Below are 20,651 nucleotides of genomic sequence, written 5' to 3' on the forward strand. Positions count from 1 at the left end.
GCTGGAGCCGTTGACTGGATCCGCGTGTTGCCGCTGTCAGGCCAGCGCGCCGTCGGGGAGCATTTCGAACTTTTCGAGAGCGTCCCGAATCTGCGCCTGCTCGGCCTCGTTGGCGTCGCGGTAGTAGCTGGTCATGTGCGGCCCGCAGATGCCGCGTAGCGAAAGGATGTACTTCTCCGCCGCGCCAGGGATGAAATTGTCGGTCTTGAGTGTGCCCGGCAAGGCATCCTGGAACCCGTTCAAGCGCCGCTGCATTTCGAGGGATTCACTGATGTTGCCGTCGCGGAACGTTTTGTACTGATTGATGATTGCTTCCGGGACCGCACAGGCGAGGCTGGTGGTCGTGCCCTGCACGCCGAGCGCCAGGTTCGAGTGGAAGCAGGCGACCACGGCGGTGATCACCTGGAAGCCGGGCTCGGCAAGCGAGATCGCCTTGGTGCAATGGACCGTGTTGTTGGAGCTGAACTTCACACCCGCGATGTTGGGGTGATCCTTGATTCGTTCGTAAAATTCCGGTGGGACCGGACGGCACCAGTTGGCGCTGGAATAGCCCCAAAGCGGTTTCGGCGCATGGTCCGCAATCGCCCGATAATGCCACTCAAGCCGGTCGAGGCTGTAAAGCGGATGATAGGGCATGAAGTGGTAGGCATCGGCCTCGAGATGGCTCGTTGCGTCGATGAAATCGTGGCTGTCCTCCAGCGCGTAGAAGCTGCAGCCCAGGAGGACCGGCACCCGCCCGGCGACGGTCTTGGTGACCAGTTCGGCGACTGTCAGGCGCTTCTTGAAGGACAGGTTCATGTCCTCGGAATTGGTCCCGAGCACCCAGAGCCCGCCGACACCGCGCTCGATGAGAAACTCGACGAGGTTTACCAATCCGGCCTCATCGATTTCGCCTTCGGCCGTGATCGGCGTGACGAGCACGGGGATGACCCCTTCGACGCGTCGCATATCTTTCATTGATTGATCTCCTTCGGGGTCGGAATATTGAGGTGGCGAACAAGGGCCTCGGCCACTTGGAAGTCTGCCTCGGTGTCGACGTCGATCGAGTGATACTCGTCCATCACCAGGGGGATTTGTCGCGCGGACACGAACTTCCGCTCGCGCCGGAACCAGTCGCAACGCATCGCATAGATCGACGCGTTATAGATGTAGAACGGTTCCCAATCGGGACCGGGCGGCGTACCGCAATAATCTTCCAGCACGCCGTCGCGAATGCGTTTGAGATTGGGATCCCGCTTCTTGAACGGGCCTTTCACACTGGCGACCGTGTCCAGATCGGAGCCCTGCAGGGACTCGATGGCTGTGTCGATATGCGCAGACTGGCGGATCGGACAGGTCGGCTGGAGCAGGACAATCACGTCATAGGCCGCCCCCGTCGCCGCTTCCATATGGTCGAGTGCATGCAGCATGACGTCGTTGTTGCGAATCTCGTCGCCGCCGAGCTCTGCTGGGCGCTTGTAGGGCACGGGCGCGCCGTAGCTCTGTGCCGCGGCCATGATCTCGTCGTCGTCGCTCGAGACCAGCCAGTCGGTCAGGTTCGCCGCGCCGGCCGCCGCTGCGATTGTGTATGCGATCAGGGGGGCGCCGTTCAGGTCGCGCACATTCTTGCGCGGCAGGCGTTTCGATCCGCCGCGTGCGGGGATGACGCCGAGGGTGCGTGGTTTGGGGTTTTCGTTCATCTTTCAATTCCGGTCTTCGCGCGGCGGCTGACATCGTCGTTGATCTTGCGGATGCTTTCCGCATGTCCGTCGGCATCTTCGCTCGTCGTCGTCTCGAATTCGGCGTCGATGAGCCAGCCGAGACGCCGGTCCGTACTGTCAAGGTCATGCGGGGTGCCGCCACCGAGGGCCTCCAGCAGGAGTTTCGGCAGGTCTGCGATGGATTTCGCGGTAACGCCGATACCGGGCGAATCGTAGAAGGTGCGCGCCAGGGTGATGACCCGTCGGCCGAGCAATAACCCCTCCCAGCCCGACGATCCGTTGTCGGTGATGATCACTTCGGCATGGCGGATATATTTGAACTGATCATCGAAGGGGTCGGCGAGGACCACGTTCGGCAGGGCGGCGAGCGCCCGGTAGTAGCGGGTTGGTCGGCGGCCGCGGTTGAGCCGGTGTTCGCGCACGATGAGGATCGCGTCGTGGGGCAGCGCCGCGCTGATCTGGGCCGCCGTCTCATACTGGTTGTGGAACGACGGGGCCTGAAAGTTGATCGCCAGCTCAGGCTCCTTGTGAAACGGCAGATAGACGTATTTTTGCCGGGTCAGTTCGGCCGTCTCGGGGCGCGAGAAGAACTTCCGCTGGCGACCGGCCAGATAGCGCGTTCGATAATATTCCGCGACCGCGGGCAGCACCGGGCGTGGCGCACTTGTGCGGCGCCGAACCTTGTGGGCGACCCGGGTCACCAGCAGTTCGACGAAGAACCGGTGGCGGCTGAGCCAGGTCTCCGCATCGCCCGACTTCCAGTATCGGGCGATGTATCCGACGGTCGAAGGCTTGTTGCGGAATTTGTCGATCAACTCGTACGCCATGGCGGAGACCGGCCGCGCCGCCTTGGCGTTGGCGGCGTACTGCGACTCGGCATCGGTATTGAGCATCGCGATATCGCGGGTCCAGAAGGTGCGGTCCGTGAAAATCTTGGAGGACCGGCCGCTGAGGGCGGGAATGCCGCGATGGGCGGCGATCATTGCCGCCGCCGTGTGATGGGGTGAGGCGAAGTTGCCCGTCAGGATCAGATCCGGATTGGCGGCGCGGATCACGTCGTCCATAAAGGCGAACTGGGCGTACACCACGCGGCGCGGAAAGCTGTTGTCGGCCAGTGCGCGCCGCGCGACCCGGCGCAGCGGCCAGTGATATGCCGGCAAGCCGAACGCCCGCCCGATGTCACGCTCGCTGGCCAGGATCAGACGGTTGACGGGAATGTCCGACGCCTGCTCGCTGCCGGCGATCAGGCGCACATTCGCCGCCATATCGATGTCGTTCGCCGTCACCGCAAAATCGGGCAGCGCATACACATGATCATCCGATGCCACGATGCCGTCATAGGCGTCGCGGGCATTCTCCTCGCAGATCACGGAAATTTCCCACCCGGCCGTCTCGCGCGCCTGGCGCAACAGCTCGATGAAATAATTATGGCGTCTGCCGTGGGGTAGAAAAAGAACGCGCATCGGTTGTTTCGGTCTTTGCGGTTAGAATTCCAGAAGTGCCTTGGCGGCGTTGTGGTCGTCCATGGCGTTGTCCTCGATATAGTGACGGTCGCTGTCGGATACATGGGATGTGCGATCGACGACCGCGTCGACGACGCCGGTGTCGGCATCGTCGAAGCTCGAATTCGCGACGATCGAATCGCCGTTGAAGGTGGGTTGTTCGAGGGCCGGTTCGAAGTCGATGCCGATCCGCGCGCTCAGGGCGCGCATGGTGTCCGCTGGCGCGGCGGCGAGCTGTTCGAAGGACACGATCAGCGCGCGGTCACCATGGTTTGCACGGTTCCGCACCATCGCCCGGGCGCTGGCCCGCCAGTAATCCATGGCGCTTTCGACGTCGGCGAACATGTGGCGCTTCGAGTTGTGGCGCTGGGCCGAGGCGAACCAGGATACGGGGTCGCGCAGGACCGAGATCAGATAGCCGTCGGGGTAGGCCGCAAAGAATGACGCCATGTTGGCGGCGTCCTCGAGCATGCGGGGCACGAACGCGCTGATATAGCGGGCGTCTTCCACGCGGCCGCGATAGTTGAGCCAGGCGTTGAAGTAGGAGCCGAAATAGGCGTCGAGCACATCGCGCTCGGTCGCCGGAGGGTTGTTCGCGAGAATAGCCGCGAACACCTGCTTCTGCACCACCGGCGGCAGGAAGAACCGGAACCGGCGCGGCTCACGCTTGCCCTTGGTGTAGCCCTGCTCCACCAGCGAAATATTGGTCCGCTCGAACAGCATGGCGAACAGGTCATCGGCCGACGCGTGGACGTTGATCGGCGGCCAGTTGAACTTCTCCGGGTAGCCGATCTTCAGTTCCTGGGGATGGGACAGGATGGCGCTGTGGCCGTCGAAGAGCTGGCTCAAAAGGGTGCCGCCGGAACGCTGGACCTGGGAGATCATGATCAGCGGCGCGGCGACCGGGATGGTCTCCTGTACGCACTGACGGGCGATGTCGTCGAGATTGGCCCGGTCGCCGGCAAGGGCTTCCTGGTCCGTCTGCTGCTGTGCGCGCGCCAGCGCGTCGGCATGGATGTTGTGGCGCAGGCCATGGGGCACGACCCGGCGCAATACGGACCTGACCGGCGCGAACGCCGGCCGGTCGATCAGAGACAAAATGGACGGGCTCATGCGGCGGATCCCGGGGTCAGCAAGGCGATGGTCTCGCGCACGCCGCGCTGCAGGTCGCCGGTCGGCGTAAACCCGGTCTCGCGGAACCGCGCATCGGAGACTTCATAGGAGAGCTGGTTCATGATCTCCGCGTCGACGAACGTCACGTCGAGATCGGGCACATGGATGCGGATGGCATCGACGATGTCGCGCACCCGCGCGTTCAGGGTCAGGACGTTATAGATGCGCTTGTCGAAGATCTTGCCCCGGATGACATGTGCGAGTGCGGCGACCGCATCCTCGAGGTCCAGATAAGGGCGCTTTTGCTCGTAGGCGGTGCTCCACACGGTGAGTGGCTCCCCCATCGCCGCCTGCCAGCAGAATTTGTTGACCGCGGTGTGGAAGCGCATGCCGGGCGACACGCCGAAGATCGTGCCGAAACGCGCCATGAAGAAGGCGAGGTCGTCGCTCTCGCCCAGCTCGGCCAGCAGGCGTTCTTCCTTGAGCTTGCAGTCGGCATAGGGGCTCTGCGGGTTCAGATCTTCCATGCCTGCGGTCTCGTCGACCACCGCCTTCTGCGATCCGTATACGCTTGTCGACGACAGCGAGATCAGGGGCGTCCTCATACTGGCGCAGGCGCGGGCGACTTTTTCCGTGCCGATATAGTTGACGGCTTCGAGCTCGTCAGCGCGGCCGAAGCTGGACGCCGCGTCGGTGATTGCGGCCAGATGAACGACGCAATCCGCACCCTCGACGACCGGCTCCAGCGGGTCGCGCGTGATGTCGATCTCGCGGAAGCGATAGCTGGCCTCGTCGCCGAGATCGAATAGCGCGGGATAGCGCTGGGTCATCAGATTGTCGACGAGATCGATGCTGCAGCCCGGGAAGTGATCCGGCAGGGCGCGCACGAGACGCGAGCCGATATGTCCAAGGGCGCCGGTGACGACGAACTTCATGAAGAGGTCTCCGAAATGCCGCGGAAGCGCAGATAGGCGTCGCGGTCACGAATATAGTCGTCTTCCTCATACGGGCGGTCGCACAGCACGAGGAGGATCGTGTCGTCTTCGAGATAGGTCTGCTGGCTCCAGATGCCCGGCGGGACCAGCAATCCGTCCTTCGGATTGCGGAGCGTGTAGTCAGCTTGCGCGGCCCCGTCGTCACACACCACATCGATGGCCCCGGACACACAAATCATCAACTGACTGCACAATTTGTGCGCATGTGTCCCCCGAACGGCATTCGGGCGGCCTTTGACGATAAAGGAACGCTGGACATCGAACGGCAGGCCACCGGCCTTCTCCAGAACGATGAGTTCGCCCGACGGGTTTACATGCTCGGGGAACTCGATCTCCCGGACTTCGGAAAGGGCTGTTTCTATCTTGCTCATGACAGTATCCGGTTCAGGATTCCAACCCGATGTTGCCCTGTTCCTTCCGCCGCCGCAGGGTCTCTCGCAAGCCGTCTTCGAGGGACCATTTGCATGACCAGCCGGTGTCACGGTGCAAAGCATCGGTATTGGCGATGAAGTTTCGCTCTTCGACAGGGTGGAGCGGCTCGGGCGGCTCAACGAACATGATCGGAACCTCAACGCCGGTAGCCTCCTGTGCAATGTTTGAAACAAGCTGGAATGCATCCGCGAGCGGCGTGCCGACCCCCGACCCGACCAAGTAGGAATCACCCTTCAAGTTACTGCTCTCTGATCCGGCTGCCTGGAATGCCGCGATCACGTCATCGACGAACACATAGTCACGCAGCCAGTTTCCCGGTTCGAATATTCTCACGGTTTCACCCTTGAGGGCTCTGTCCAGAACCCTGTCGAGGATACCGCGGTTTGTTCCCGTACGTGTATGCCCGGCGCCGAACACATTCGTTAGCCGCAGCGACGCACCGGATATGTAGCCCTCCGTTGCAAAAATGCGCAGATAGTTTTCGGACTGAAGTTTATTGGCATCGTAAATCGAAAGCGGCCGTTCGCGCCCCGACTCATCGACGGGCGTGGTGTGCGAGACTCCGGCTGTTGTCGCGGTGCTTGCGAAGACGACAGCCGGACACTGTCCTGACCTTCTTGCACCTTCGAGCAAGCGCAATGTCGCCATCGTGTTGATATCGAGGTCTTCCATCGGGTCCGCGAGTGAGTGCCGCAAATCGGTTTGACCGGCGAGATGGAACACGACGTCGACCTGCCTGTCGAACACGCGCTGCCATAGGTTCGGGTCCCGAATGTCACCCTGTATGTCGTCGACATCCGTCGCGGCATCCGGCATCGGCGGCAGCGGGTTGCGGGCAACGCGCACCAACTGACCGGCCGACAGGGAAAGGCTGCGACCCAGTTGTGAGCCGAGGAATCCACCCGCCCCGGTGATCACGACGTTCTGGCCTTCGAAGCGCGGGTCCGGCTCGACAGTCATTTTTGGGTATCGGCCACGAAAACGAAATGCGACGTGTGTTGGACCTGCATGCGGTCCGGGAAGTTCCCCATCGGCAGCGGCTGGCGCTCCCCAAAGAATCGCCCGCGATAGAGGGAGCGCTTGATCAGGCGGTAGCCGGTCTGCGAAACGGCCGCGAGAAACTCGTCGGCGTTCCAGAACCAGCTTGGGATTTTCTGCCCGTAGTAGTTTTGCAACGTTACATAAGTCGGCTGCGGTCCGGCCATGACGTCGTCGAGAATCAGAAGAGGTGCGCGGTAACCTGCGAGAGCGCCCAACAGGCTCTTCCAGTCATCGATGTACTGCAATGCGCTGCCGACGTGAACGATATCGAATGGCGAACTTTCGACAGGCAAATCCGTATTGAACCGAATGCGATCGTCATGCGCGTAAACGTCTTCACCGATCGCGCACAGATTTGCATTCTCGACAACGAGGAAATCGAGCTTGTCGGATGCGCTCAGGCCGGTGGCGACCTCGTTGAAACTGAAGCCGGCGGCGCCACCGAAATCGAGAATTCGGCACACACCAGTCAGGCGCGCGACGGTCGCCGCAAATTCGGGCAGACAATAATGGTCCGTGATGTCACAGCTCTTGCCATTGTGGTTGGAATCGGGAACGCCGGAGGCGATCTCTACGGCGCGTGCGTGCGAGCGCGACAGCCATGTTTCGGATTCGAAAACGCCTTCGTCTCCGCCGGCTGCAGCGAAACTTTCGTAGACACCTTCCCAGATGAATTCCGGACGGTCAGACATTCTGCGCGCCGCCAACATTGATGGGTTCTGCTTCTGGGTTCCCCGCCAGCGGTGGGGTCGACTTCCCATAGCCTGACGCGGGAAGCTCGCGCCTAATCATCGATTCGAGGCGTGCGTTATGCGGGCGAAAATACTCTTCGATTTGTCGCATGATCTCCGGGGACGGGCGCTTGCGATTGCTGGCCTTGGTGGTGGTGCGATCGACGGCCCGCGCCCTTATTCTTTCCTTCAGGCGCCAGAGCGCAGGTGCTTGCCGCGATAGCGAAAACCAGGGGAAGAACCGTTCGCGGATACGGGCGTAGCGATTCTCGGCCCCGCGCACCGAGTAGTACATGTCCGTTTTCCGCTTGTTGTGCCACTCCGTGCCGAGTGCGGTGACGGCTTCATCGGCATCGACTTCGAGGAACGTCGCAACGTCGCGCGCAAAGATATCCGGTGTGTCGCGGAGATCTTCGAACAGGAACACGCCGACGTTCTCGCGCCCGAACTTGTCGGCGTACAGATCGACAAGTTGGTCATACCGGTAGGTCTGGATGTCGGCCGAACTCACGAAATCGCCCATCCTTGCCGACTGAAGCCGCTTGCCGACCCAAGTGTCGAAGGAATCGGCAAGCGTGCCCTTTCGGGAAAGATGCTCGTAGAGGGACAAGATTGCGTCGGGCTGGCTGCGGATGGTGATCAGAATTTTGGCGTCGCCCAGCACGTCTTTCAGCCGGTCTGCAACGAGGGCCCTGTCTACCGCGCGCGCCGTCGACAGGGCTTCTTCGGCGAGAACAGATAGCTTGCCGAAATCTAGCTGACAGGTTTCGAGAGCCGATAATGCACGGGCGCGTTCATGCGCGGCATCGAAGGTCAGGGAATCCTGTGTCCAGATATTAAGTACGGCTTCGGCGAATTCGTTCGCGGCCTGCGCGCTTTCGGCGGTATCCGGCCAGGGACCGGCCTCGAAAGGCTTGCCGACAAAATCAATCTCAGGGTGCGCGGGGAACAGACTTCTTTGAAGCGTTGTTGTGCCCGACTTCTCGACGCCGATATGTACTGCCCAGCGAGGGGTCACTTTGTTGGGCTCCGCTGATAGAAATCCCGCAACACGCGATAGGCGGACTCGGGCAACAAACGGCGCATTGCGGGGACGATGTTTCGGAAAACAGCGCTGCCTGCTTCCGTCCCCAGATAGCTCGCCAGCAAGGGCGCCACCATCCATTTTTGGCGGGTGTTCAGGATCGGTGATCTGACGAAGGACAGGAGAATCTGCCGGGCCGCCTGGACGTAGAAAGAGAAGAGCTTGCCGGAGCTGATTTGCAAATTCGCTTCGTTGGGGTTCCGCAGATGCGCTGGTTGCCGGTGATACTCTCGTTGAAACAGTGATTCCTGCGTGACGACGAACGGGCCCGCGAGGGCAAGATGGCAGCTCAGAATGCGATCATTCAGGATCGGGCCGGTATCCTTGAGGGCAGAAAATACACCCAGTAGCTTGTCACGATCGATAAGCCCGTGAATGAAGTTTCCATACGGTGCCCGACTTTTGTTGCGGCCGCGTTCCTTGATCAAAATTCGTTTTGCCAAGCGTAGTCCACTGAAGTTTTCTGGGTTCCTCGCGCCGGTGAAATCGGCTGTGTAGACATCCTCGCCGGCATCCCAGTCATGAAAGACAGGGGGACTGGCAGCCGCAACCGCAGATGGGGTGTCCTGCAACCGCTGAACAAGCGCGCCGGTGAAGCCGGAAGCATAGGTGTCGCCGGGACAGCACCAGGTGATGAACTGACCGCTGGCCCGCTCGGTCGCGAGCGCGTAGTTCCCCCAACCACCAAGATTATGCGGCGTGTTCATGTTTCTCACGCGGGGGTCCGATGCTGCATAACGCGCCGCAATGTCACGCGTCCCATCTGACGAACCGTCATCCTGGATCAGGATTTCAAGGTTCGCGTGGGTTTGCGCCAACAGCGATTCAAGTGTGCGTTCAAGCGTTGCCTCTGCATTGTAGGTGAGGACAGCGAACGTCACGAGTGGCGCTGTATCCGGATGCCCGGAAGTCGTCATTCGGTGATGACCTCGACCCGCGGTACGAAGGTGATCCACTGGCCGCCCGCCGCGACATAGTCGGTTTCGTTGGCGAAGATTTCGGCTTTATGGTTCCAGGCGAACAGCACGGCATAGTCGGGGTAGTCCGCCGCGAAATCAGCGTAGGGCCGGACCGGGATATTCGTCCCCGGCGTGAGCTTGCCCTGTTTGATAGGTGTGGTGTCGGAGATGAAGGCGATATCGTCGGGGCCGATGCCACAATAATTCATGACGGTCGTGCTCTTCGATGTCGCGCCGTAGCCGACAACGCGTTTGCCTTCGGCGTTCAGGTCGCGAAGCAACTTGACCAGATCGTCGCGGGATTTCTCGCAAGCGGCACGGAAGGCATCGAAGGTTTCGGGCTTGTCGAGCCCGAGTGCGGTCTCGTGGGCCGTCAGTTCGGCCACGCGGGGTGACACCGTGCGCGCGCCCGCCCGCCCGATAACGTAGCGCATCGAACCGCCATGGGTGCCCTGGGGCAGCGCGTCGATCAGCTCCATGCCGAAGGGTTTGAACCAGGATGCAACCGAACGCAGGGAGAAGATGAAGACATGCTCGTCGTAGAGCTGGTCGTAGGAGGTGTTCTCGATCATGTCGCCCAGATACGGCTCCTCGAAGACGAAGACACCATCCTCCTTGAGCAGGATGTCGATGGCCTGGGCCACGGCCTGAACGTCGGGGATATGACAGATGACGTTGGCGGCGATGACCGCGTCGGCATTGCCATGGGTCTCGACGACGTTCTTCGCGGTCTCCGGATTGAGGAAGGCGCACAGCGTCTCGACCCCGTGGCGGCGTGCCTCCGCGGCGGTGTTGTCCGATGGCTCGATGCCGAGATGACGGGTGCCGGTCTTGGCGAAGTTCTCCAGCATCGCGCCGTCGTTGCTGCCGATCTCGACCACGAACGGGTCCGCGCCGCTGACGAAGTTTTCTGCAACCCAGGCGGCGTATTCGCCGAAATGGGCGACCATGCGCCGCGAGGTGCGCGTGAAGAACGCATACTGGTCGTGGAACATCGCCTCGGCCGGCGGCTGATCGATGATCTGCAACGTGCCGCAGGAATCGCAGAATGCCGGGGCGAGTTCGTAGAAATACTCGTCCCCTTTCTCGTCGGGGCTGTGAAAGCCGTTCGCGATCGGCTGCTGGCCGAAACTCATGAAGGCGGAAATGGGCGCGTCGCAGACGCGGCAACGGTCAGTCATGCTCTTGAGGGCTCTGTCGTGAGGGTGTGTGGGTGAGGTATGGCGCGCGGGGCTTGCTTGGCGTGGGCGAGGCGATATGCTCGCCGAAACCCTTGCGCGTCCGCGCGCATCTTGAAGGAGCGGAATATTGGCGTTCGCTGTTTACAATGCGCCGGATACGCCCTGCCGGCGCGCGATTATTCTGGCCGGCGGCACCGGGTCGCGTCTGACCCCGATGACCTGGGCGATCAACAAACATCTGTTGCCTGTCTTCGACAAGCCGATGATCTATTACCCGCTGACGACGTTGATGTTCGTCGGCATTCGCGACTTCCTGATCATCAGCAACGCGGATGCCATTCCGGAGTTCCGGCGCTTCTTCGGCAACGGTTCCCAGTGGGGTCTCAACATCGAATATGCGACCCAGGACGGTGCCAACGGCATCGCCGAGGCGCTGTTGATCGGCGAGGCGTTTATCGCCGGGGAGCCGTTCTCGCTCGTGCTGGGTGACAATATCTACTACGGACACGGCCTGCCCGAAATGCTGGCTGCGAGCGCGATGCACGCCAGGAATGGCGCGGGTGTTCTGACCTACAGCGTCTCGAACCCGCAGGATTATGGCGTCCTGACCGTCGATGCCGCGGGTCAACCGGTCCAGATTGCTGAGAAACCCGCCAACCCGACATCCAACAGGGCGATTACAGGACTTTATTTCTACTGCGCGGAAGCCGTCGAAATGGCGCGCGCGCTGACGCCCTCGGCCCGCGGCGAACTGGAGATCACGGACCTGAACCGCGTGTTCATGGAGGCCGGCCGGCTGCATTACGAGGAACTTGGCCGCGGCTCGGTCTGGTTCGATGTCGGCACGACCGACGCCTTGTTTGCGGCCAGCGCATACATCGAAATTGTCCAGCGACGGCAGTCCATCGGCATCGCCTTCCCCGAAGAGGTGGCGTTCCGATTGGGCTATATCGATCTGGATCGGTTCAGTCATATCGTTGATGGGTTGCCTGATTGCGCCTATCGGGGCGTGCTCGAGGATGTTCGCCGCGAGGCGACAGAGGGATGAAGCTGCACGAAACCACGATCGCCGGCGCGCTCATTCTCGAGCCGGATGTATTCGGCGACGAACGCGGCTTTTTCCTGGAGACCTACCGGGACAGCCGGTTTGCCGATGCCGGTATCGAAGCTTCGTTCCCGCAGGACAATCACTCGCGCTCCGGCCCCGGGGTGTTGCGCGGGCTCCACTACCAGATCACCCGTCCGCAGGGGCATTTGGTGACGATTCTTTCGGGCGCGATCTTCGATGTGGGGCTCGACCTGCGGCGCAGCTCGCCGAGTTTCGGCACGGTCTTCACCACCGAGCTGAATATGGACGGCCCGCGTCAGATCTGGCTGCCGCCGGGTGTGGCCCATGGCTTCTGTGTGCTCGGTGACGGTGCTGATATCCACTACAAATGTTCCGATATCTATGTGTACGGCGACGAGGCCGGCGTGGCCTGGAACGATCCCGATCTGGCGATCGACTGGCCGCTGGACGCACCGCTCGTGACCGCGAAGGATGCGGCGCATCCGCGCCTGCGGGACATTCCCGAAGAGCGTCTGCCCCACGCCTGATCAGGTCCCGGCCAGGCCGAGCCGGCCGCCGTCATAGCTGGATCCCAGGATCGGTTCCCACCAATTCTGGTTTTCCAGATACCAGTCGACAGTCTGTCGCAGGCCTTGGGTGAAATCGACCGAGGGTCGCCAGCCGAGTTGTTCGTGTGCACGGGTCGCGTCGATGGCGTAGCGGAAATCATGTCCCGGTCGGTCCGCGACGAAAGTGATCAACCGGTTGTGGGGCGCGCCGTCGGGCCGGGCCGCGTCGAGGGCGGCGCAGAGCGCGCGGACCAGATCGATATTCCGCATCTCGCAGGCAGCCCCGATATTGTAGGTCCGGCCCGGCGTGCCATCGTTCGCGGCGATCCAGAGCGCGCGCGCGTGGTCATCGACATGAATCCAGTCGCGCACATTGGTGCCTTCGCCATAGACCTCGAGGGTCTGTCCCTGCAGACCGCGCAGGATCGTGCGCGGGATCAGCTTTTCGGGAAACTGATAGGGCCCGTAATTGTTGGACGCGTTGGTGACGATGGTCTCAAGCCCGTAGGTCGTATGCCAGGCCCGGGCCAAGTGATCCGCCGCGGCCTTGGTGGCGGCGTAGGGGGAATTGGGTCGGTAGGCGCTGTCTTCGTCGAAGCGGCCTTCGTCGCCGAGCGACCCGTAGACTTCATCGGTTGAGACGGCGACGAAACGTGGTGCGGGCCGGTCTCCCCGCTTGCCGGCCTGGCGCGCAGCAGCTTCGAGCAGACTATATGTGCCCTGTACGTTGGTGCTGATGAAGTCGGCCGGACCGTCGATCGACCGATCGACATGGGATTCGGCCGCCAGATGCACCGTGTAGTCCGGGTCGACATCGGCGAACAACGCCGCCATGGCATCCCGGTCGCAGATGTCCGCCTGGACGAACCGATGGCGGTCGTTGTCTGCGAAACCGTCCACGGTCAGCGGGTTGGCCGCATAGGTCAGCTTGTCGACGTTGACCACGGTCGCGTCTGTGTCGGCGAGCAGATGACGCACCAGTGCCGAGCCGATGAAACCGGCGCCGCCGGTGACGATCACCCGGGGGGCGTCGGGGTTATGATTTCGCGAAGCTGTCACGATAATGGTACCGGTCGTTTTCCCATTTGTAGAAGTCGCTGGCCGCGTCGAGCCGACTGGCCTCGTCGAACGCGCCGGCGTAGCCGAAACCTTCCATCAGACCGTGGAAGTGGAACTCGATGATTGCGGCCTCTTCCTCGCTGATGCGGTCGCGCCAGCGGCCGATATTGCGGTCGGAGATCGCGGAGAAGTCGATTTTCTCGAAGCTGTTGCCCCGGGTCGGTTGTCCGAACACGGTCGGCACCAGCATGGTCGGGTCGGCTGGAATGCCGAGGAAATCGCAAATGCTGCCGAGTGCGGTTTCGCTGTCCGATACCAGATCCTCGAAGCGCAGCACCATGTAACGGTCGGCACCGAAGCGGGCGGTGTTCGCATTTGCGTAGATCATGCCGAGACGCGCGCGATGAATGATGCTGGCCAGGGTCATGCGCTCATCCTCGCCGAACCGGGAGTAATGGCTTTCCACGCCGGATTTCAGGGCGCCGTAATTGTCGCGCGGGTCGCGCAGGAGCTGAATGAACTTCGCGTTGGGGAATGCCGCCATCAGCTCCCCGGCCATCAACTCGATGCTCGTTTCCTTGATGACGTTCCAGGCTCGCCCGGCACTGCCCGCCGTTTGTGCAAACGTATCGAGCTGGTGGTGCACCACCGCCGTGATGTCACGGAGCTCGATTTCCGACAGTCCCGCCTTGAAGCGTTCATTGAAGGCCGTGAGATCGAACCCGGCCGCATCTGCCGGTGTCCGCAACGTGTCGGAGAGGAACTCGCAGACGATCCGTTCGAGCCGCGCCCGGCGATCGTCATCGGTGTACTCCTCGCCAAGCCAGCGCGGGTGATAGGCGTACATGACCGTCGCGTCGTGGGGGTATACCGACAGGTCCGGATGTCCGTCGAACAGATTAAGAAACATCGTGGTGCCGCATTTGCGGTGGCCGCAGACGAAGAGGACGGGGGTGTCGAATGCCATGGTCGAGGTGTCAGATGTTCTGAGGCTAGAAGCGGAAGTAGATGAATGTCTGCGAGCGGTCGATGAACAAGAAGGTCGCGACGAGAAGCACACCGAGTCCGGCGCTATAGCTTGCCGTACGCAGCAACGAACGCGGGTCGGCATGAATGAGCCGTTCGAAACGCACCCCGAAGCAAACCAGCGCGGCGATGGCGACGACGAGCCACATCTCCAATGTCGTACCCAATCCGCCTGCGCCACCGAAGGCATTCGCGATGCTCGAGCCGAAATGGGCGAGGTCGGTCCAGCTGAACAGGAACAGGAGCCAGCCGATCGAGACCAGGGTGAAATTGGCCGTTTGCTGCGCGCGCATCGGCAGCCGGTCCCACCAGCGCGCCGATAGGTGATATCCGATCACCAGGGCTGCGTGGTACAGGCCCCAGACGATGAAGGTCCAGCCGGCACCGTGCCACAGGCCGGCGATGGCGAACACGATGGCGATGTTGCGCAGATAGTGTCGATTGCCACCCAGCGGCAGGTAGAGATAGTCGCGAATCCAGTAGGACAGGGTGATGTGCCAGCGGCGCCAGAAGTCACGCGGGTTGGCGGCGCTGTAGGGGCGGTTGAAGTTTGCCGGAAAGTCGAAGCCGAAAATCTTGCCCAGCCCGATGGCGACCATCGAGTAGCCGTAGAAGTCGAAGTAGATCTGGAAGCTGTAACCAAGAATCACATAGACCGCCGCGCTGCCCGACAATTCGCCGGGGCTCTCGACGAGCGGTGCCAGCTGGGCATCCAGCGTATCGGCGATCAGCACCTTGGCGGCCAGGCCGAAACAGATGTATCCCGCCGCTTCGGCCAGCCTTGCATGGTTCGGTACATAGGCCTTCAGCGTGGCGAGCGACTTCTGGACCTGATCGAAGCGCAGAATCGGCCCGGCCACCAGCTGGGGGAAGAAGCTGATGTAGAGGGCGAAGTCCGGGAGCCGGGCGGGTTGTGCGATGCGCGCGGTGTAGCGGTCGACGGCGTAGGAGACGAGCTGGAAGGTGAAGAAGGAGATACCCGCCGGCAGGACGATGTCCTGGAACAGCGAGAAAACCTCTTCGGACTGCGCGGAGGCCGGCAGGACCGAGCCGATCACGAAGTCCGCATACTTGTAGTAGAACAGCGCCGCGACCGGTCCCGCGATGGCCAGCGCGAGCTGCCAGGGCCGGTCGCGCAGTTCATCGCTGCGGGTCAGCAGGTAAACCCAGACGACGCCGCCCACGAGAACCGCCAGATGGTCGACGCCGGACAGGCCGTAGAACAGCCACGACGCGCCGAGCAGCACGTAGACGCGCGCGCTCCGCGGCAGGGCGAAGAACAAGGCGACGACCGCGGCCAGAAAGAAGACAAAGCGGAATTCGTTGAAGATCATCTGGCGAGTGTCTTCAGCCGTTGCCCGGGAGATTGAGGAACGACTTCAGATAGTCCGCGAGGACCGGGGCCGGCGCGTGACAGCAATCGGGCCAGGCCTGCGCGCTGCCGCCGAGCGCGGGTGGTGCGAGGTGGCAGGTCAGCGTGAAACGGTCGCACGCTTGCGAGACCTGTTGGCGAAGGGCGAGCGCGTCTCCGGCCGGCTGTCGGCCGTCGAGAGTGCCGGGCGCCAGCGGCGACTCGTAGATCGTGATCGCGATGCCGCTGCGCGCGAGCGCGTCGAGACGTGCAAAATCCTGATCGATCATCTGCGGCACACCCACCGCCATCACCTGTGGCGCGAGGCTGAAATCGCCGCCCGCCGCCTCAAAGGGCGCATTCCGGCTGCCGTCGGTGCGTGTGGCGCGGTCATTCGTCGAGGCCCGAATGACGTCGGGGTATCGCGCCGCCATCCGGTTGCGCAGGCGCGCGGCGTTGAACAGGTTCGTGAATCGATCCCACTCCAGAAGGAAGCGATCCGCCACCACCTTGGCCGAGAGGACTGGATTGCCGCTGCCGGACCAGGCGGATGCGACGTCGTTTGCCGCCAGGGTCCACCGCCGGAGCGGGGCCGGGTAGTCCGGCGGCGCGTAATATTGCAGCTCCAGATGGTCGAGGCTGATCACCGCGTGGCGGGGCGCCTTGCCGTCGCGCGACAGTTCCTCGAGGAGCGCGATGCTCTGGCGCATCGATCCGCCGGGCAGGGAGAAGTTGAAGAAGCCATCGGTCGGAAGGCCCAGATCCGTATGTGAGACCATCACCGAACGGCTGTTGCCGAACAGGCCCATGTCGAACGGGTCGTTCGCGCGAGCATGGGCATGCTTGTAGGCGGCGAGGTCCTCGATCGGTAGCGTATCGAGCTGCGCGCGCAGTTGCGCGTTCTCCGGCACGAACGGATCGTTGCTGCTCGGACCCTGCAGATATGCCAGCAGCGCCAGCATCACAACGATGGCGGCAGTGAAGATGCGGAAGTCGAAATGCGTCATGTCGCGGTCGAGAGGAAATTTCCAATCGCGGTGCCGACCCGCGCCGGCACGTCCGTGGGCAGTTCCGGATACATGGGCAGGGACAGAACGCGGGCCGCCGCCGCCGTGGTTTCGGGCAGTTCTCCGACGCAACGTACATGCTGGGCATAGCCCGGATTCTCGTGCGCGGGCATCGGGTAGTGGATCGCGGTACCGATCCCCCGGTCCTTGAGGAAGCGCGCGATATCATCGCGCCGATCGCTTCGAATGACATACTGGTGCCAGGCGTGGCGGCATCCCTCCGCGGCCCGGGGTGTCTCCAGGTCGAGCCCGACGAGCGCCTCGTCATAGGCGTTTGCCAGCTTCTGGCGTCGCGCCAGGTCCGCCTCGAAACGGGCAAGTTTGATGGCCAGGATCGCGGCCTGAATTTCGTCCAGCCGGCTGTTGACGCCGCGTTCATGGGAAACGCGCGTCGCATCCCAGCCATACTGGCGCAATGCGCGCAGGCGGTCCGCCAATGCTGCGTCGTGGCAGGTGATCATCCCCCCATCGCCGATCGCGCCCATATTTTTGGTCGGGTAGAAGCTGAAGCAGCCTGCGACCCCGATGCCGCCCACGCGTTTGCCGCCATACTCGGCGCCATGGGCCTGTGCACAATCTTCGATCACGACGAGCCCGTGGGCCGCCGCGACGGCGGCGATCTCGTCCATCGGTGCCGGATGACCATAAAGGTGCACGGGGATGATCGCCTTCGTACGATCGCTGATGGCGCCGGAGATCTGGTCGGCGCGCATATCGAAATTGCCCGGGTCGATATCCACCAGCACCGGGGTTGCCCCGCTCGCATCGATTGCCGCGATCGTGGCGAGCGCCGTATGAGACACGGTGATGACCTCGTCGCCGGGTCCGATGTCGAGGGCGCGCAACACTAGCGTGATGGCGTCCGTACCGCTCGCGACGCCGACGGCAAGTGCCGTGCCACAATAGTCCGCGAAGGCCGTTTCGAACGCCTCGACCTCGGGGCCAAGCACATATATTCCGCGGTCGAGAACCCGGCCGATAGCCGTCTCGATCTCCTCGCGATGGGCGAGATACTGCGCCTTGGGCAGGTTGGGCAGAAGAAAGTCGGACATGGATCGAATTAGTGCGCCGCCGCGTTGCGTTCGGCGGCATCGTCGGCGCGTGTCACCGCGCCATGCTGGATGCGGTAGATCACGTCGGCCATCGTCAGAATCGCCGGCTGGTGTGAAATCGCGATGATCGTCACCTTCCCCTTGAGCGGCGCGAGCGAGGCGATCACCTCGCGTTCCGTCTGTGGATCGAGGGATGCGGTAGCCTCGTCGAGAATGAGCAAAGCGGGTTTCCGGACCAGCGCTCTGGCGATGGCCAGCCGTTGTCGCTGGCCGCCCGACAGACGGGTGCCGCGCTCACCAACGAGCGTGTCGAGTCCCTCGGGCTCGCTTAGAACGAATTCCCACAGGCCGGCGGCCCGGAGGGCCGCTTCCGCGTCGGTTTCGCTCAGCTTCGGATCACCGAGGGTGACGTTGGAGAGAATCGAATCGTGGAACAGCACGCTGTCCTGGGGGACATAGCCGATGCGTCCGCGCCACCAGCGCAGATCGGTTTCCGTCAGAGGCGTGTCATCGATGGCGATCTCGCCCGCGTCGGGTCGGATCAACCCGGTCACGAGATCGAGGATGGTCGTCTTGCCGGCACCGGACGGACCGATGATCGCCGTGCATTGTCCGACGGGAACATCGATATCGAGGTTCTGCAGGACGTTGGTCTCGTCGTAGCCGAACTGCACGCCGCGAAAGGTCAAAGCCCTGTCGAGGGCGGGTTTTTCGGTGCCGGCGAGCTGTTCGGCCGATTGGTGGGCATCGTCTATCGAATTGCGCAGGCGCCAGAACGTCGTCTGTGCGACGACCAGGGCTTGGTACGAACCCTGTAGAGTATTTACCCGCGTGATCATGCGTTGCAGGACAATCGCCATGAACAGTATTTGCGCGAATGGCAGGGCCAGGAATTCCAGCGCCACGAAGATACCGCCCGCGAGGATCAGCACGACCAGCGGCTCGGTCACGCCCTGGAACATCGCCACGCCGAAAACTTCGCGGCGATGGCTCATGTTGATCTCGTCGGACTCATGCTCGAGCAACGGCAGCAGACGGTTCTCCAGCGCCATGGCCTTGATCGGCTTGATCGATGACAGGCTGTCGGTGAACCGGTCGACGAGCGAGCGCATCAGCGCCGCGTTTCGGTCGCTCGCCGAATGGGCGATTCGGATCAATCCATGCAGAAAGACAAATGTTACGGCGCCGAAGGCCAGCCCGGCCAGCGTGACCTGCCAGGATGTGAGCAGGGCCACAGAGGCGTAAATCAGCACCAGGAAGGCTTCCGTTACGAGCTTGATGCCTTTCTGATAGGACGACGAGGCGACCTTGGCTTCATGGCCGAGTGCGGTGGCGAGGATGCCGGTCGGCTGGGTCACGAAATATGACCAGCGCGCCCGCATCAGGCTGCGGATCAGTTCGAGGCGCAGATCGGTCATCATGCGCGCCGAGGTGTATCCGACCTGGGTGGCGGCGAGCACGTTGAGGATCGCCTTGGAGGTGATGAAGACCACGATCAACGCGAGCAGAGAACCGATCGTGGGCGTTAATCCGACCGTGGCAAATGCCGATGTTACGGTGTCGATGATTTCGCCGCCGATTTCCGCCTGTTCACCCATGGCGACCGCCAGCAACGGGAGGAACATCACCACGCTGAAGCCCTCAAGCAGGCCGGCCAGAAGCACCAGAACCACGGCGAGAATATTCTTGGCCGGATAGGCCAGCGTCATGATCCGCAACAGGCCGACGGATTCGCGCCAGATGTTGGTGTCTATGTTTGCGGGGCGTTGTGCCATGTGGATCGGGTCCGGTTAATGCTGGCCGAGGACGAGTGTGCGGAGCGGGTCACCGCTATAGCGCGTCGGGTCGATATCGACGGAGGTCTTGTGGCTCATGGCGGCGTAGTAGCTGGCGAAGCCGAACATGAACAAAACCCGCTCGTCTTTCTCGGTGCGTGCGCCGTAGTGAAAGCAGCGTCCGGAATCGACAATGCTGCAGGTGCCCGCGGGTCCCGTCGCGTCGCGCGAATCCTCGGGCCGGCACATGGTGTACATCTCATCGTCGGGGACGGAGCGGCGCCAGTCGCCCATTTGACGCGACACCCGGTCGGACACATCGGCCGGCAGGAAGGTGAAGGGACCGTTCTCGTCACCGATGTCGCTGACATTGATGAAGAACTTCAGCTCGCGCCAATCCATATTGTCGCGGTGGTAGAGCTGGCTGCCCTGCATGTAGTCGTTCTTCGGCGACCACCAGCCCTGCACGGTCTGCAGCACCGGTACCGCGCCGAAATACTCACACGCAATTTGTAAAATTCCGTCGGACATCACGAAGTCGAGCACCTCGGGGTGGTCATCGAGGTCGCTCGGCAGGAACACCTTCTTCTGGAACGGGTCCCACCACTCGGCGGTGTCGCGGCGTTGGGCGAGCTTCTCGCGGACGGCCGCGATGACGACTTCGGCGCCTGGCAGGGTCCCGGCCGCAAGCTTGCCATAGCCGGTCTTCGAATCGACGGCGTTGGCCAGTGCAGGATTGTGGGTGACGGCGCGCATCGTCGACTTGCGCTTCATCCATGCGACGGGATTACGGATGAACTTGATGGTCCGCGAGATATAATAGGCGAGTTCGATGTTGAGCCCGAGCCGGTGAACATAGCCGCGTATCTGGCGCCCGTCGGCGGTGGCAAAGGAACGCATCACGCGCCCGGCGCGCTGGAAGTTTCGGGTGATGGCTGTCATGGCGAGATTCCGATCCGGTCCAGT

At 62.4% G+C, this 20,651-nt stretch carries 20 protein-coding genes; 2 read left to right on the forward strand and 18 right to left on the reverse strand.

The genetic code is table 11. The features are described 5' to 3' along the window. Window positions 1–36: 36 nt before the first annotated feature. From ABJ363_04275 to ABJ363_04325, 11 genes are read right to left on the reverse strand one after another with little or no spacing between them, the layout of a single operon-like run. Complete coding sequence (locus ABJ363_04275) at window positions 37–957, reverse strand: dihydrodipicolinate synthase family protein (GenBank protein ID MEP4378195.1); 921 nt, start codon at window positions 955–957, stop codon at window positions 37–39. Next, entirely contained in the window at window positions 954–1,679 is a 726-nt protein-coding gene (locus tag ABJ363_04280) for an acylneuraminate cytidylyltransferase family protein (protein MEP4378196.1), read from the reverse strand. The genes ABJ363_04275 and ABJ363_04280 overlap by 4 nt, the downstream gene beginning before the upstream one ends. After that, on the reverse strand, window positions 1,676–3,163 hold the full coding sequence (locus ABJ363_04285) for a hypothetical protein (GenBank protein ID MEP4378197.1): 1,488 nt from the start codon (window positions 3,161–3,163) through the stop codon (window positions 1,676–1,678). Before ABJ363_04285 ends, ABJ363_04280 begins: the two co-directional genes overlap by 4 nt. A 21-nt stretch (window positions 3,164–3,184) precedes the next feature. Then, window positions 3,185–4,315, reverse strand: coding sequence for a sulfotransferase (locus tag ABJ363_04290; GenBank protein MEP4378198.1), 1,131 nt, complete (start codon window positions 4,313–4,315; stop codon window positions 3,185–3,187). Then, window positions 4,312–5,250: an SDR family oxidoreductase gene (locus tag ABJ363_04295; protein ID MEP4378199.1), complete on the reverse strand. Its 939-nt coding sequence runs from the start codon at window positions 5,248–5,250 to the stop codon at window positions 4,312–4,314. The genes ABJ363_04290 and ABJ363_04295 overlap by 4 nt, the downstream gene beginning before the upstream one ends. Further along, window positions 5,247–5,681: an FdtA/QdtA family cupin domain-containing protein gene (locus ABJ363_04300; protein ID MEP4378200.1), complete on the reverse strand. Its 435-nt coding sequence runs from the start codon at window positions 5,679–5,681 to the stop codon at window positions 5,247–5,249. Before ABJ363_04300 ends, ABJ363_04295 begins: the two co-directional genes overlap by 4 nt. 13 nt (window positions 5,682–5,694) lie before the next feature. Next, complete coding sequence (locus ABJ363_04305) at window positions 5,695–6,702, reverse strand: NAD-dependent epimerase/dehydratase family protein (protein ID MEP4378201.1); 1,008 nt, start codon at window positions 6,700–6,702, stop codon at window positions 5,695–5,697. Then, window positions 6,699–7,475 carry a methyltransferase, TIGR04325 family gene (locus ABJ363_04310; protein ID MEP4378202.1) on the reverse strand — a complete coding sequence of 259 codons (777 nt, stop codon included), beginning with the start codon at window positions 7,473–7,475 and terminating at the stop codon, window positions 6,699–6,701. The genes ABJ363_04305 and ABJ363_04310 overlap by 4 nt, the downstream gene beginning before the upstream one ends. Then, window positions 7,468–8,532: a sulfotransferase gene (locus ABJ363_04315; protein MEP4378203.1), complete on the reverse strand. Its 1,065-nt coding sequence runs from the start codon at window positions 8,530–8,532 to the stop codon at window positions 7,468–7,470. Before ABJ363_04315 ends, ABJ363_04310 begins: the two co-directional genes overlap by 8 nt. Next, complete coding sequence (locus ABJ363_04320) at window positions 8,529–9,479, reverse strand: glycosyltransferase family A protein (protein ID MEP4378204.1); 951 nt, start codon at window positions 9,477–9,479, stop codon at window positions 8,529–8,531. The genes ABJ363_04315 and ABJ363_04320 overlap by 4 nt, the downstream gene beginning before the upstream one ends. A gap of 32 nt (window positions 9,480–9,511) precedes the next feature. Continuing rightward, window positions 9,512–10,738: a class I SAM-dependent methyltransferase gene (locus ABJ363_04325; protein MEP4378205.1), complete on the reverse strand. Its 1,227-nt coding sequence runs from the start codon at window positions 10,736–10,738 to the stop codon at window positions 9,512–9,514. Between the two features lie 127 nt (window positions 10,739–10,865). On the opposite strand from ABJ363_04325, the gene ABJ363_04330 reads away from it, so the two are divergent. Continuing rightward, window positions 10,866–11,786: a sugar phosphate nucleotidyltransferase gene (locus ABJ363_04330; protein ID MEP4378206.1), complete on the forward strand. Its 921-nt coding sequence runs from the start codon at window positions 10,866–10,868 to the stop codon at window positions 11,784–11,786. After that, complete coding sequence (rfbC, locus tag ABJ363_04335) at window positions 11,783–12,334, forward strand: dTDP-4-dehydrorhamnose 3,5-epimerase (GenBank protein ID MEP4378207.1); 552 nt, start codon at window positions 11,783–11,785, stop codon at window positions 12,332–12,334. Before ABJ363_04330 ends, rfbC begins: the two co-directional genes overlap by 4 nt. Here rfbC and rfbB read toward each other — a convergent pair whose 3' ends face one another. Genes rfbB through ABJ363_04370 form a run of 7 tightly spaced genes read right to left on the reverse strand, consistent with a single transcriptional unit; the run spans window position 12,335 to window position 20,627 of the window. Further along, the gene (gene rfbB / locus ABJ363_04340) at window positions 12,335–13,414 is read right to left on the reverse strand and encodes a dTDP-glucose 4,6-dehydratase (GenBank protein ID MEP4378208.1); all 1,080 of its coding nucleotides are present in this window, start codon (window positions 13,412–13,414) and stop codon (window positions 12,335–12,337) included. Beyond that, window positions 13,392–14,381, reverse strand: coding sequence for a sulfotransferase (locus tag ABJ363_04345; protein MEP4378209.1), 990 nt, complete (start codon window positions 14,379–14,381; stop codon window positions 13,392–13,394). The genes rfbB and ABJ363_04345 overlap by 23 nt, the downstream gene beginning before the upstream one ends. Before the next feature lie 25 nt (window positions 14,382–14,406). Continuing rightward, window positions 14,407–15,774 (reverse strand): MBOAT family O-acyltransferase, encoded by a 1,368-nt coding sequence (locus ABJ363_04350; protein MEP4378210.1) that lies wholly within the window; start codon window positions 15,772–15,774, stop codon window positions 14,407–14,409. Window positions 15,775–15,787: 13 nt separating this feature from the next. Then, the gene (locus ABJ363_04355; protein MEP4378211.1) at window positions 15,788–16,798 is read right to left on the reverse strand and encodes a hypothetical protein; all 1,011 of its coding nucleotides are present in this window, start codon (window positions 16,796–16,798) and stop codon (window positions 15,788–15,790) included. Beyond that, on the reverse strand, window positions 16,795–17,910 hold the full coding sequence (locus ABJ363_04360; GenBank protein MEP4378212.1) for a DegT/DnrJ/EryC1/StrS family aminotransferase: 1,116 nt from the start codon (window positions 17,908–17,910) through the stop codon (window positions 16,795–16,797). The genes ABJ363_04355 and ABJ363_04360 overlap by 4 nt, the downstream gene beginning before the upstream one ends. Window positions 17,911–17,918: 8 nt before the next feature. Further along, on the reverse strand, window positions 17,919–19,685 hold the full coding sequence (locus ABJ363_04365) for an ABC transporter ATP-binding protein (GenBank protein MEP4378213.1): 1,767 nt from the start codon (window positions 19,683–19,685) through the stop codon (window positions 17,919–17,921). A gap of 15 nt (window positions 19,686–19,700) precedes the next feature. Then, the gene (locus ABJ363_04370; protein ID MEP4378214.1) at window positions 19,701–20,627 is read right to left on the reverse strand and encodes a hypothetical protein; all 927 of its coding nucleotides are present in this window, start codon (window positions 20,625–20,627) and stop codon (window positions 19,701–19,703) included. Window positions 20,628–20,651: the final 24 nt, after the last annotated feature.

The sequence above is a fragment of the Alphaproteobacteria bacterium genome (assembly GCA_039980135.1).
In the GTDB taxonomy this organism is placed as follows: Bacteria; Pseudomonadota; Alphaproteobacteria; order UBA6615; family UBA6615; genus UBA8079.